Annotated in this window: 14 protein-coding genes and 1 pseudogene; 8 read left to right on the forward strand and 7 right to left on the reverse strand. The window is 63.9% G+C overall.

Annotated elements, in window-relative coordinates:
• Positions 1 to 46: 46 nt before the first annotated feature.
• A complete protein-coding gene (locus WC585_RS08020; RefSeq protein WP_373257198.1) occupies positions 47 to 463 on the reverse strand; it encodes a response regulator in 417 nt (138 codons plus the stop codon).
• Between WC585_RS08020 and WC585_RS08025 the strand changes: the two genes are divergently transcribed.
• The 8 genes from WC585_RS08025 to WC585_RS08060 all read left to right on the forward strand — a co-directional run bounded on the left by WC585_RS08025 (position 359) and on the right by WC585_RS08060 (position 8005).
• On the forward strand, positions 359 to 2941 hold the full coding sequence (locus WC585_RS08025; protein ID WP_373257162.1) for a CHASE3 domain-containing protein: 2583 nt from the start codon (positions 359 to 361) through the stop codon (positions 2939 to 2941). The two genes, WC585_RS08020 and WC585_RS08025, sit on opposite strands and share 105 nt — an antisense overlap.
• The gene (locus tag WC585_RS08030) at positions 2938 to 3315 is read left to right on the forward strand and encodes a response regulator (RefSeq protein WP_373257164.1); all 378 of its coding nucleotides are present in this window, start codon (positions 2938 to 2940) and stop codon (positions 3313 to 3315) included. Before WC585_RS08025 ends, WC585_RS08030 begins: the two co-directional genes overlap by 4 nt.
• Positions 3312 to 3626, forward strand: a complete 315-nt coding sequence (locus tag WC585_RS08035) for an Hpt domain-containing protein (protein ID WP_373257165.1) — start codon at positions 3312 to 3314, stop codon at positions 3624 to 3626. The genes WC585_RS08030 and WC585_RS08035 overlap by 4 nt, the downstream gene beginning before the upstream one ends.
• Before the next feature lies 1 nt (position 3627).
• On the forward strand, positions 3628 to 4002 hold the full coding sequence (locus WC585_RS08040; protein WP_373257166.1) for a response regulator transcription factor: 375 nt from the start codon (positions 3628 to 3630) through the stop codon (positions 4000 to 4002).
• A gap of 153 nt (positions 4003 to 4155) precedes the next feature.
• Positions 4156 to 4584, forward strand: coding sequence for a PleD family two-component system response regulator (locus WC585_RS08045; protein WP_373257168.1), 429 nt, complete (start codon positions 4156 to 4158; stop codon positions 4582 to 4584).
• A complete protein-coding gene (locus tag WC585_RS08050) occupies positions 4535 to 5545 on the forward strand; it encodes a YaiO family outer membrane beta-barrel protein (protein ID WP_373257170.1) in 1011 nt (336 codons plus the stop codon). Before WC585_RS08045 ends, WC585_RS08050 begins: the two co-directional genes overlap by 50 nt.
• Before the next feature lie 73 nt (positions 5546 to 5618).
• Positions 5619 to 6596 (forward strand): HEAT repeat domain-containing protein, encoded by a 978-nt coding sequence (locus tag WC585_RS08055; RefSeq protein ID WP_373257171.1) that lies wholly within the window; start codon positions 5619 to 5621, stop codon positions 6594 to 6596.
• A complete protein-coding gene (locus tag WC585_RS08060) occupies positions 6596 to 8005 on the forward strand; it encodes a glycosyltransferase (protein ID WP_373257173.1) in 1410 nt (469 codons plus the stop codon). Before WC585_RS08055 ends, WC585_RS08060 begins: the two co-directional genes overlap by 1 nt.
• 256 nt (positions 8006 to 8261) lie before the next feature.
• On the opposite strand, the gene WC585_RS08065 is transcribed toward WC585_RS08060, so the two are convergent.
• The 6 genes and pseudogenes from WC585_RS08065 to WC585_RS08090 form a co-directional block, all read right to left on the reverse strand.
• Entirely contained in the window at positions 8262 to 8456 is a 195-nt protein-coding gene (locus WC585_RS08065; RefSeq protein ID WP_373257174.1) for an integrase, read from the reverse strand.
• Positions 8457 to 8470: 14 nt separating this feature from the next.
• A complete protein-coding gene (locus WC585_RS08070) occupies positions 8471 to 8887 on the reverse strand; it encodes a tyrosine-type recombinase/integrase (RefSeq protein ID WP_373257176.1) in 417 nt (138 codons plus the stop codon).
• A gap of 338 nt (positions 8888 to 9225) precedes the next feature.
• Positions 9226 to 9573 (reverse strand): putative quinol monooxygenase, encoded by a 348-nt coding sequence (locus WC585_RS08075; protein WP_134581286.1) that lies wholly within the window; start codon positions 9571 to 9573, stop codon positions 9226 to 9228.
• Positions 9574 to 9672: 99 nt separating this feature from the next.
• A complete protein-coding gene (locus WC585_RS08080) occupies positions 9673 to 10194 on the reverse strand; it encodes a TMEM175 family protein (protein WP_373257177.1) in 522 nt (173 codons plus the stop codon).
• Positions 10195 to 10234: 40 nt separating this feature from the next.
• Positions 10235 to 10357 (reverse strand): annotated as a pseudogene (locus WC585_RS08085) (TMEM175 family protein); the annotation flags it as partial.
• A complete protein-coding gene (locus WC585_RS08090) occupies positions 10357 to 12927 on the reverse strand; it encodes an excinuclease ABC subunit A (protein WP_373257178.1) in 2571 nt (856 codons plus the stop codon). The gene WC585_RS08090 and the pseudogene WC585_RS08085, both read right to left, overlap by 1 nt.
• Positions 12928 to 13108: the final 181 nt, after the last annotated feature.

A 13108-nucleotide genomic window follows, 5' to 3' on the forward strand; every position in this document is an offset into this window, starting at 1 on the left:
TCTGCAGTCAGCGTCTTATTTCCAACGACGCCATTTCACGCTGGCGCTAAGTCAGGGCCAGGGCAAACTCCAGTTCGCTGGAGGAGAAGGGTTTCACAAGGGTAGCGTCAGCACCCAGACCCTTGGCCATGCTTAGCAGCGATCCAGCACTGAGACGTCCGCCGCCGCTGATCGCTACGATCCGAAGATCCGGTCGCGTCCGGCGGACCTCGAGGATGAAGTTCAGACCGTCGCGGTCAGGCATGAGGATGTCGACGACCGCGGCGTCGCAATGATGCAGCGCCATCTGCTTCAGGGCGGTGTTCACATCCGGCGCGCTCACGACTTGGCAACCAAGTCCTGTGAGCATCTCCTCCAGATGTTTCAACATGAGCGGATCGTCATCGATGACGCAGACTTGCACGTACACCTCCCTCCAAAGGCTTCCCGGAGCCTCGAAGGTTACGCGACTGTGAGGGGGCACCGTCAAGGCCTCGGGTCCGGCTTCCGCTGGCTGGTCGGACTGGCTGTCGTCTTTGTCCCTCTATTGCTGGCCCTTGTCGGGTTTGAGCTTGTGCAGGAGTTTCGCAGCAATCGCGTAGTTCGGGCCGAAATCGACCGCTCATACCAGACGAGGTCGCAGATCCAGGCTGTGTTTTCCCTCTTGCAGGACGCCGAAACAGGCCAGCGAGGATACGTTATCACCGGCGACGACCGGTTCCTGGAACCCTACGACAATGCGACGCGACAGCTCGACGCTCAGTTGCAGCGGCTGGGTCGCCTCTTTGAGACACAGCCGGACCAGATCGAGAATTTTGAACGGCTGAGCGCCTTGTCGGCACGGAAACTCCAACTCATGCAGCAGGGTATTGACGCCCGGAGCACGCAAGGGGCGGAAGCCGGGATGGCGGTGGTTGCCAGCGGTCAGGGCAAGCTGGTGATGGATGATGTGAGGGCGATCGTCGGCAGGATGACCGCTGCGGAAGCCCAAACACTGGAATCCTATTCCCGGACAGCTCAGGTCCGCACGACGCGGACGGAGGTCATGGTCGGGGTTCTGTTCCTCATCCTGCTGGCGGTGGTCGTGGGGACCTCTGTCCTTGTCTGGCGATACATCCGGACCCGGCAGACACTGTTGCAGAATGTCGAGGCGACGGCTGCTCGCCAGGCTGCGATTTTTGACGGAGCTATCGACGGTATCGTCACCCTGAACCCCAGTGGGTCGATTGAATCCGTGAATGCCGCGGCAGCTCGAATGTTTGGCTATGCAGCGGCCGAGCTTGACCGTCGCGACGTCTCGCTGCTTATCGACATCGCTCCGGACGGGCAGGGGGAGTTTCTCAAACGGCTGGGAGCCTCACAAGGCGCTTTGGAGGGCGGCCTTCTCCGCCAGATGGAGGCGCGGCGCAAGACCGGCGAAACCTTCCCTGTCGATGTGGCCCTGGGGGCCATGACGCTGCCATCGGGCGTGCATGTGGTGGCGATCATACGCGATATCTCCGAGCGACGGCGCATGGAGCAGTTGAAGGACGAGTTCGTGTCCACGGTCAGCCATGAGCTGCGCACGCCCCTGACCTCCATAGCCGGATCACTGGGCCTGCTGGCCGGCGGAGTGGCTGGAGTTCTACCGGAAAAGGCCGCGCGGCTGATCCAGATCGCCCAGGCCAACAGCCAGCGGCTGGTGAGGCTGATCAACGACATCCTCGATATCGAGAAGATCGAGTCCGGCAAGCTGCGGCTCGACATGGTGCCGCTGGATCTGCGGGACATCGCCTGCCGCTCGGTCGAAGGCGTGTCAGGCTATGCCGGCGACCTTGGGGTCAGGCTGCTGCTGCCCGACGGCGATCCAGTGCCCGTTCGTGGGGACGCGGATCGATTGATCCAGGTCGTTACCAATCTGCTTTCCAATGCCCTGAAATTCTCCCCCGCAGGGGGAGAGGTTCGGGTGACGGTCGATCCCACGACCCGCCTGGCGAGGCTCAGCGTTGTGGACGAGGGTCCGGGCATCCCCGACGCCTTTCGTTCACGCATCTTCTCGAAGTTCGCCCAGGCCGACGGGTCCGATACCCGCGCCAAGGGCGGGACGGGGCTGGGGCTCGCCATCGCACGGGAAATCGCGGAGCGGCATGGGGGACGACTGTGGTTTGAATCGGCAGAGGGACATGGCGCGACTTTCCATCTCGACCTGCCCCTGGTCGAAGAAGCGCGCACATCGGCCGAGACAGACGGACCCCGGCTTCTCATCGTCGAGGACGATGCCGACGCCGCAGAAATCTTGCGCGAAATGCTCGAGCAAGACGGATTTGCGGCGGACGTGGCCCCCACGGGGCGCGAAGCCCTGTCGGCCGCGCGCACCGGCGTCTATTCTGCCTTGCTGGTGGACCTCCAGCTTCCAGACGCTGACGGGATCGGTCTCATCAGAGCTTTGCGCGCCAAACCGGAAACGCGGCACCTCCCGGTTGTCGTGGTCTCGGCCGACACAGCGCGCGGGATGGCTCGGGGTCGATCGCTCGAGGTGTTGGACTGGCTTGAGAAGCCTTTTGATCAGGACCGCCTAAGGACCGCAGTGGCCGCGATCTATAAAAAGAACTCGGATCGGAGACCTCGGGTCCTGCAGGTTGACGACGATAGGGATATTCTGGAGGTCACGGCTTCAGCCTTGGGAACGAGCGTGGACATCGTCCAGGCCGAGAGCCTGGCCTCCGCCCGCGCCGAACTGGCGAGGTTCAAACCCGATCTGGTCATCCTGGATCTGGGGCTGCCCGACGGCTCGGGGCTGGAGTTGCTCCACGACCTGGGCGATGAAACGGGGCGCACTGTTCCGGTTATCGTCTATTCCGCCCAAGAGATGGACGGTGCCTTGGCCGACCGGGTCGACGCCGTATTGACCAAATCACGAACGTCCCTGGCCGGTCTGGCACGAACCGTGCGCCGATTGACCGAGGAGCGTGGAGAGACATGATGCTGAACGTACTTCATGTAGACGACGAGCCGGACATTCGCGAGGTGGCCGCCTTCGCGCTTGAGATGGACCCGGGCATGACGGTGCGTTCGGCCTCATCGGGCCAGGAAGCGCTTGACTGGCTTGGGAGCGGCTACGCACCGGACGTCATCCTGCTCGATGTCATGATGCCTACGCTGGATGGCCCCGGGACCCTGGAACGGCTCAGGCAGATGCCTCGGCATGCCGGTACACCGGTCATCTTCATGACGGCACGGGCGCAATCGCATGAGCTGGATCGCTTCCTCGGCCTCGGAGCCATCGCCGTCATCATCAAACCTTTCGATCCCATGACCTTGAGCCGGCAGCTTCGAGACCACCTGGCGTCGGCGTGACAGACCCTCTGGCCGCCTTGCGGGAGCGGTTCCGGGCTCGCGTCGCGGACGATCGTGCCCAGCTGGAGACGCTCGCGGCGAAAGGCATGCAGGGCGATCAGCTGCGCAATCTCGTCCACAATCTTGCCGGAACGGCTGGCATGTTCGGTTTTCCGGACGTGAGTGCCGCCGCTGGCGAAATCGATGACCAGCTGGCCGCAGGCTTGGCGACCAGTGCGGCCAGCCTCGACCGATTGAGGGCCAGTATGGATGCAGTCGGCGCGTCGCGCCACGATGACGCGTCGGGCGAGGCTGCCCTGGACCAGACCTGAAATGGCGCAGCGCATATTCGTCGTCGAGGACGATCCGTTTCTGAAGGAAGCGGTCAGTCTCATCCTGACCCATGCGCACTATGACGTGACGACGACGGCCGTGGGGCGCGGAGCGGTCGATCTGATCCGCAGGGCACGTCCCCATCTCGTGCTGCTGGATATCCATCTACCGGATATCAATGGACTGACGGTCCTGCGGAACCTGCGCAGCGCAGGCCTCTCGATGGCGGTCGTCATGATGACCGCAGACAACCGGCCCGAAACCGTCAGGGACGTTCTGGCCAGTGGCGGCAATGGCTATCTGTTGAAGCCCTTCGAGCCTCAGGATCTTGTCGCCCGTGTCCGCAGGGCCCTCGAAGGACTGGCTACGCCCTGATCGCCGGCGGTAAGGTTTTGCTGCCGCGCGTCACCGGTCAGGGACCACGGCGTCGCATTGCCCCGGAACGCGGATGCCGAAACCCTCTGTTCAGCATATGGGTTCAGACTGCGGTTCAATCCATTCGGCCAAGGTCGGCCCAAGAGCCTCAGTATGTCCCCCGCCCGCGTTCTCATAGCTGACGACGACCCGCTGCTCCGCGGTCTGTTGACCCACAAGTTGAGCGCTGCCGGCTACGCCGTTATAGCGGCGGAAGACGGTCGCCAGGCGCTCGACCAATGCCGTCAACAAAGACCGGACCTCGTCGTGCTTGATGGCATGATGCCCATTGCGGACGGCTTCGAAGTGCTTCGGCGGCTGAAGGCGGACCCCGAAACCGCCAGTCTTCCCGTGATCATGCTGACCGCTCTCCGGCGCGAGGAAGATATTGTAGGGGCCCTGAAGCTGGGGGCTGCCGACTATCTCGTCAAACCCTTCATTCCCGATGAGCTGGTAGCGCGCATCGGGCGTCTTCTGCCGACAGGAACCGACAATGCGAACAGTCTTGGCAATGGCGGCCCTGGCATGTCTCGGAACGGCTGAAGCGGCTCAGGCACAAGACCCGGGCCCCGACCTCGATAGCGTCTATCAGACTTCGGTGCGGGATCGACTGGCAGGTCGCACGGACGAAGCCATCTCCGGCTCACGGCGCGTATTGGCGGGACGACCGGACGACGTCGATGCGCGCCTGAATCTGGGGCTTGCGCTGATCGCGGCCGGGCGGCCGGCTGAGGCCAGGGTGGAGCTCGAAGGTGTTTTGGCACGGGCACCCAACTATGCCGACGCGAGAGACGCACTATCGCAGATCAACCGCCTAAGCGCGGACGTGGCGGAATGGCGGGCTGACGTTTCGGTGGCCTACAGCCATCTGTCCGAAGACCTCGATCCGTGGCGGGAAATCAGCGTGTCGCTGTCCCGCCAGTTCACTCGAGACGCTGTGTCGGCGACGATCGAGCATGCCGAACGGTTCGGCCGGTCGGACACCTATGCCGAAGCCAGGCTGGACCGACGATGGGGTGTGGGCGCTATCTACGGGGCTTTCGGTGGTACGCCAGGTGCCGAGTTCCGCCCCGAAGTCGCCGTTCGTGCAGGGGGGCAGATACCCCTCGGAGATCAGGGGTGGTCCGTGACCGCGGATGCCGCCATTGCCCGCTACGCGGTCGGGACAGTGTCGACGGTCCAGCCAGGGCTCGAATTTGTTACCGCGGATGGGAGGCTGACGCTCGGGGGGCGATGGATCAATGTCTGGGACGAGCAGGACACCTATCGGTCGGGTTACAGCCTGCGCGCCGCGTTGGAGATCGTGCCGAAGCTCCGCCTGAGGGTCGGCTATGCCGATGCTCCGGAATCCTCGGACGGCGCGACCGTAGACGTTCAGTCCACCAGCCTTGGCCTGGAGATCGACGTCACCGAACGCGTTGTCCTGCGGCTCAATGGGGCGAACGAAGACCGGGTGGCCTATGACCGCCAGGAGACCATCCTAAGCGTCGGCCTGCGGTTTTGACATGAGCGTCTTGGGTCTTCTTTGGTGGTCGTCACTCATGTTGGCGGCCATTGCCCTGGCATGGATGGTGGGCTTGATCGCAGCGAAGATCCTTCGGGACGCTCGCGACAACCAGCGTCGCGCCGATCGGCAGAGGCTATCGGCGGCCTATCTGGCGATCATGGGGGGCGTCGCTGATCCAGCCACGCAGCTTAAGCCCTATCAGCACCGAAGCCGCCTTCTGGCGGAAACCCTGCTTGACGTCCTTGGATTGGTACGCGGAGGTGAACGAGACCGGTTGATCTCGACACTTATCGAAGCGGGTGTCGACGATCGTTTCCGGGCTCGCCTGACCCGTGGCAGCCGAACGGGTCGCCTGGTAGTCGTTGAGGCTCTGTCCGCATTCCCCTCGAAGGAAACAAGGATAGCGCTGCGTAGTCTCTACGGAACAAGCCGGGACGCCGAACTCAGAATCGCGACGGTTCGTACCCTCATCGCCATCGGCGATCCTCCTCGGGCCCAGGACCTGCTTGAGGGCCTGGTGGGACGTGCTGAGGAAGACTCGCTGCTCTACACCCCGGTTCTGAGGCAACTCGCGATCGATGCACCAGATGACGCCCTGTCAGCGATGGCTGTCCCGACCCTGAGCGTTACGGCACGAGCTGTCCTTCTGGATGCCCTGGGGGCATGTGGCGACTATCGCGCACTGCCGGTCCTGTCCTCCATGGCCCATGCACCGGAGACGCTCCTGCGCGCGGCTGCGGTTCGAGCGCTGGGGACGATGGGCCACCCCACCACGACCGAGACCATAGCGGCGGCCTTTGGCGACGGTGCCTGGGATGTTCGAGCCGAGGCGGCCGTCGCTGCCGGCAAAATAGGGGGCTCAGAACTATTCCCTTTTCTGATCGCCGGGCTTGAAGACCCGGTCTGGTGGGTCAGATTTCGGGCGGCGGACACCTTGAGCAGGATGGGCCATGGAGGACTGCAGGCCCTGAGGCTTGCGGCCAACTCGCCCGTGGAGGTGGCCAGACGTTCGGCGTCGCTGGCTCTTGCAGAGAAGGGATTGACCTGATGGCTCCCGCCTTCGTCGCAATCGCCGAGATCATTGCAGTGCTGGTGATCAGTACGGGCCTGCTGCAAAACTTGATCTATCTCATCCAGCTGGCCTTGGCAGCTGCAGCCCTGATCGAAACGCCCTCGACCCCGTCGGCGAGCGTCCTCTGGCGGCGATATGCCGAAGCCTCCCCTCCGATTGCCCTATTGGCCCCGGCTTACAACGAAGCCCTGACCATCGTCGAAAGCGTTCGCTCACTGCTCTCGCTCCAGTATCCGAACTTCGAAATCGTGGTCATCAATGACGGGTCAAACGACGAGACCCTGCAGGTTCTGATCGACGCTTTCGGCCTGCAGCCCATCGCCAGAAATTATGACCTTGCCGTCCCCCATGCCCCGATCGTGGCTCTGTATGGCGCAGCGACCCAGCCCAGGCTGGTGGTCATCGACAAGCAAAACGGGGGGAAGGCCGACGCCTTGAACGCTGGGATCAATGTGTCGAGAGCCCCCATTGTCTGTTCCATGGACGCCGACTCGCTTCTGGAGCCGGATGCCCTGCTGCGCGCGGTTCGCCCTTTCGTGGACGATCCGATCCGCACTGTCGCAGTCGGAGGCACCATACGCATCGTCAATGGCTGCCGCATCGACCACGGTCGCGTTGTGGAGGTGCGGGCCCCTTCGAATGCCTGGGCCCTGTTGCAGACCGTCGAATACCTGCGGGCTTTCCTGATGGCGCGCCTTGCATGGAGCCGGGTGAATGCCCTGACCATCATTTCCGGCGCGTTCGGCCTGTTTCGGCGAGCCAACATCATCGAGGTCGGGGGCTACACCTTGGGAACGGTGGGCGAGGACATGGAGTTGGTCGTCAAGCTCCATCGTCTCATGCGGGACCAGAAGCGGCCCTATAGGGTCGTCTTCATTCCGGAGCCCGTCTGCTGGACCGAAGCTCCGGAGAGTCTTGATGTGCTGGGACGGCAGCGATCGCGTTGGCACCGAGGCGCGCTGGAGACCTTCGAACGACACAGGGACATGACGTTCAACCCTCGCTATGGGCGGGTCGGAACGGTTGGGTTCGGCTATATCCTGCTCGTGGACATCATCGGCCCCATCGTTGAAGCACTAGGCTACGTTCTGGTCCCGATCTTCTGGCTCCTCGGACTTCTGTCACTCGACTACGTCCTGGCCTTCGTCGCTGTCAGCTTCACGTTCGGTGTTGTCATCTCGGTCGGGGCTCTCGCTCTCGAGGAATCCGAGCTCAGGCGCTTTCCGAAGGCGACCGATCTGCTTGTGCTCACCTGCGTCGCTGTGATTGAAAACTTCGGCTATCGCCAGCTCAACAACCTGTGGCGACTGAGAGGGGTCTGGCAGTATCTCCGCAAGAGCCAGTCCTGGGGGAACATGACGCGAAAGGGCTTTCGATCAGCCTAATCGGAGCACCACGATCGGACATTTGCGCGAATGCAAATGATCACGGCCTTCATCAGCAGCGCGGTTATTCGCTCAGGTCATTGACCTAGCGGACGTCTGCTCAGATCGGACCCGCTGAACGTTGCATTTCAGCACGCCCCGCAACGTCCGCTTCTGGCGCACAGCGGATCGTCAGAGGCCTAGGCACCAACGTCGGCTTTCCACCCCTCCGAGACATTTGGGCAGTCCGCTTTCGGGCGGGCTGTCCCAAGCCGGCTTAAAGGTCGATCTGCTCAGCAATCTGCAGCGCGTCGTCCACTTCGATGCCGAGATATCGGACGGTGCTCTCTAGTTTTCCGTGGCCGAGCAGGAGTTGGCAGGCGCGTAGGTTTCCGGTCTTCTTGTAGATCAAGGCCACCTTCGTACGTCGAAGGCTGTGGGTGCCATAGGCGCTTGGGTTGAGGTCGATCATCCTCACCCAGGCATCTACCAGCCGAGCGTACGCCTCGTGCCTATGTGCTGTCCATCTCGGCTGCGACTAGGAAACAGCCAGTCGTCGCGCCGTCGCCCTCGGCGCTCCAGCCAGTGAGCCAAAGCTTCCCTCGCGGCTTCAGTGATCTCGAACGGCACCGGCCTACCGGTCTTTTGCTGCACGATCGTCGATCGTTGCCGAATGACGCCGCCCTGAGCGATGTCGCCGAGCCGGAGCTTGACCAGGTCACAGCCCCGCAGTTTGGCGTCCAATGCGATGTTGAACATCGCCAGATCTCGGATCGATCCGACGGACTTGAGATGCTGTCGGATTGCCCAGATGTGCTTTGGCTTAAGCGGGGCCTTGGCTCCGGTCATTCGGCCAGCGTTCCAGGGCTTGCGGGGTAAACGAAAGAGATCGGGCTGGCTCATGGCCACCTCCCACGATCGACGCCCCCTTGTCAGCATACGCTACAAACGGCTCAGATGCGCCATGAGCGGACATTGGCATGCCGCCGGACTCCGGACATTCAGCTGAGCCTGTCGATGTCAGATACTGAGATCGCCTCGTAGCCCAACAACCGAGACCGCACAGCCCTCAGCACAACTTCAGCTCGGATTGGCCGCTCTGCAGATTTTATGAACTACCTTGACCGGACAGCGCCGCACTGCAGGGGTATTAAGCAGCCCCGGCGCTTGCGCTTCCACATACTTGGCGAATCAGCACCTGCATCGAGAAGAGAGCAGCCAGGCAACTGGCCAGCCGCGTCTCAGTCCCGGACCTCACCGCTTTGGTCGGTAAGCTTGTACGCCAGAACCTGTGCGTCTTCGATCTTCGGGAGGCCGTCGAGCAGTTCCGGTGTCTTGGCGACGAGTGCACGGCCAACCTTTCCTGCCAGATGAGCCAGCCTCCCCGCGTCTCCCGGAAAGGTGTCGAAGATGGCGAAGTCGTCGTGACCGAAGCGGAGCGCATACCATGTCGTCGTGTCCGGCTCCTCCATCACGGCAGCCAGTCCGTCGCGCAGGAAGGCCTCGACATCAGCCTCCTTGCCGGGCTTTGCGCGCAGTCGCACGAACAGGGCCTTATTCACGGGTGAGCGGGATTCAGCATTGGCCATCACGGTCTCCTTTCAAGTCCAGGGCGACATGCAAACGCTCCACCGCAGTATTGGCTGCGCCTGAACTGCACAGCGTCTGCGTCGCACAGTGGGGGACGACTACCCGTCCGACACGTCTCTCAAGCTCGGCTCCTCGCCCGGATGGTAACGAGGCCTCGGCTGGGGCAGGAAGAAGAAGGCGACCGCGAGGAGGGTGACGGCCACGCCGATCCGCGGCGAGAAGGCTGAAATCGGAACCGCGACGATCTGGGTGCTTGCGGCAAGCCCGTAGCGACGCGTCATCTGCTGGATGAAATCCGCCGCGAGCCGCTCGTCCATCGTCCGTCGGCCCACCACGCCGTAGAACCGTTTGGCCATCCAGGCGCAGGCGATAAGGGCGACGCCAGTTGTGAATACCACTGACGCGACGGGCTCGAACGCTGTTCCGAGATGGAAGACCCAGATGCGGATCGGGTACGGGACGACGACGATCGCCAGCAGGAACAGAAGGTTGATCGCGCCGAACCAGTGATCGCTCCGGGCGTAGATCCGCCCCGAGTAATGGTGCTGCAGCCAGTAGGCGCCGATGACGATATAGCAGAGCACGAGCGCCAGATGCTCGCGCCTGCTCCGCCATGGCATGGACCAGATCGGTGTAGCCCTGCGGCCCCTGGGGCGACCCCGGCACCTTGATCTCGACGATCAGCAGGGTCAGGGTGATCGCGAAGACCGCATCGCTGAACCCTTCGAAGCGCGTAAGGCCGCGCTCCGCGCCATGGGTCTTCGCATGAGGGCGTGGCGTCATCAGTGAGGATCCCGTTCCATGTGTGAAAGCCCCTTTGCGGCTGGCCCTCCCCGTAGAGCACGATCGAGATACAATGCCGTTCGGCTCTCCGCGGACGCAGCCACGACAGCCGGCGGGCCGCTCGCGACGATCCGCCCGCCCTCGTCGCCGGCGCCGGGGCCGATATCGATCACCCAGTCGCTCGCCGCCGCCACCTTCATGTCGTGATCGACCAGGATGACGCTGTTGCCAGCGTCGACCAGGGCGTTGAGCTGGCCCAGCAGGCGCTCGACATCGGTGGGGTGAAGGCCGGTGGTCGGTTCGTCGAGCACATAGAGCGCGCCGCCGCGCTGTGCTCGCTGCAACTCGGTGGCCAGCTTCACCCTCTGCGCCTCGCCGCCCGAAAACTCGGTGGCGGGCTGGCCGAGGCGGAGATAGTTGAGCCCGACCTCGCGAAGCACCTTGAGCGACCGGCAGACATGGGGCGCGTCGCCGAAGAAATCCCAGGCGTCCTCGACGGTGAGCGCGAGCACCTCGGCGATGGTCTTGCCGCGATAGAGGATCTCGAGCGTCTTCGGATTGTAGCGCGTGCCGTGACACGTGGGGCAGGGGGCGTAGACGCTTGGGAGGAAGAGCAGTTCGACCATGACGAAGCCTTCCCCCTCGCAGCGCGGACAGCGGCCCTTGGCGACATTGAACGAGAAGCGGCCGGCGTCGTAGCGGCGCTTCCTTGCTTCCGGGGTGGCCGCGAACAGGGCGCGGACATGGTCGAACAGACCGGTGTAGGTGGCGAGGTTGGAGCGCGGGGTGCGGCCGATCGGCTTCTGATCGACCTCGATCAGCCGCCTGATCCCTTCGAGACCGCCGAGGATCCGGCCCTCGGTCGCGTCGGCGGGGCCTTCCTCGAGCGCGGCTTCGGCGTCCGCCCCGGATTCGGCTGCGAGGGGAGCGCCGAGGGTGCCGGCGACCAGCTCGACCAGCGCCTGGCTGACCAGGCTGGACTTCCCCGAGCCGGAGATGCCGGTGACCGTGGTCATCACGCCGAGCGGGATCTCGCAGTCGACCTGCTTCAGATTATTGCGCGAGACCCCCTCGAGCCGCAGCCAGCCGGCGGGCTCGCGCTGTCGGCTCGGCATCCCGGCGTCTTCGTCGAACAGATGGCGCCGGGTCTCCGACGCGGCGACCTTGCGCAGGCCCTCGATCGGGCCGCTGTAGAGGATCTCGCCGCCATGCTCGCCTGCGGCGGGGCCGACATCGACGATCCAGTCGGCGCGGCGAACGACATCCATCTCGTGCTCGACGACGAAGAGCGAATTGCCCACCGCCTTCAGGCCGTCGAGCGCTCGTAGCAACGCCTCGGTGTCGGCGGGATGAAGGCCCGCGGACGGCTCGTCCATCACATAGACGACCCCGAACAGATTGGAGACGACCTGGGTGGCGAGCCGCAGCCGCTGCAGCTCGCCTGGCGACAGGGTCGGGGTGCTGCGTTCCAGCGTCAGGTAGCCGAGGCCGAGGTCGAGCAGCACCGAGAGCCGGCGGCAGAGATCGCCGGCGATGCGCTCGACCACCAGGGCCTTCTCCGGATGCGTCTCGCGCAACGTCCCGAGCTTGCCGGCTTTCGCCTCGGCGTAGGGCGCGAAAATCTTCGAGAAGCGGGCCATGGGCAGGCCGCTCATCTCGGCGATATCGAGACCCTCGAAGCGGACCGACAGGGACTCCCGGCGCAGCCTCTTGCCGTCGCACACGGGGCAAGGCCGGGCGATCATGAAGCGCGCGGCGCGCTTCTTCATCATGGCGCTGTGGGTGGTCGCATAGCTGTGGGTGACGTGTCGCTTGGCGCTCGAAAAGGTGCCCATATAGGCGGGCTCGATCTTGCGCCGGATCGCGCGCTGGATCTCGTCATGGCTCCATCCAGGATAGACCGGAACCTGCGGCTGCTCCTCGGTGAACAGAATCCAGTTGCGCACCTTCTTGGGGAGGTCGCGCCACGGCGTGTCGACATCGATGCCGAGTGTGATCAGGATGTCGCGCAGATTCTGGCCGCCCCATGCCATCGGCCAGGCGGCGACGGCGCGCTCGCGGATGGTCTTGGAGGGATCGGGCACCATCGAGGCTTCGGTCACCTCATGGATTCGGCCCAGGCCGTGACAGCGTGGACAGGCGCCTTCGGGCGTATTGGGCGAGAAGGATTCGGCCTCAAGATGCGGCCGTCCCGGCGGGTAGGCGCCGGCGCGCGAATAGAGCATGCGCAGCAGGTTGGAGAGGGTCGTCACGCTGCCGACCGACGATCGGGTGGTCGGCGAGCCCCGCTGCTGCTGCAGCGCAACCGCCGGCGGGAGCCCCTCTATGAGGTCGACCTCCGGGACTTCCATCTGGTGGAACAGGCGGCGCGCGTATGGCGAGACGGATTCCAGGTAGCGGCGCTGGGCTTCCGCATAGAGGGTGGAGAAGGCGAGCGACGACTTGCCGGACCCCGACACGCCGGTGAACACGACCAGCGCGTCGCGCGGGATGTCGACATCGATGTTCTTGAGATTGTGCTCTCGCGCGCCACGAATGCGGACGAAGCCGGTCGCCTTGAGCTCTCGCATGCGAAAATCCTGACCTTCTGTTAGTCCCGCCCAGCCCGTTCGGTTGCATGGGACGGGGATATTCCCGGTCTTCGTCATGGATGGCTGGGCGTCGGACGCGATTAGACAGAGGCGAAACACGGTCTGGGGCGTTCGCTCCAACGAGCCGGAAGGCAGGAGACCGACATGCGCACCGTGACGC

Source organism: Brevundimonas sp. (assembly GCF_041648055.1).
GTDB lineage: Bacteria > Pseudomonadota > Alphaproteobacteria > Caulobacterales > Caulobacteraceae > Brevundimonas.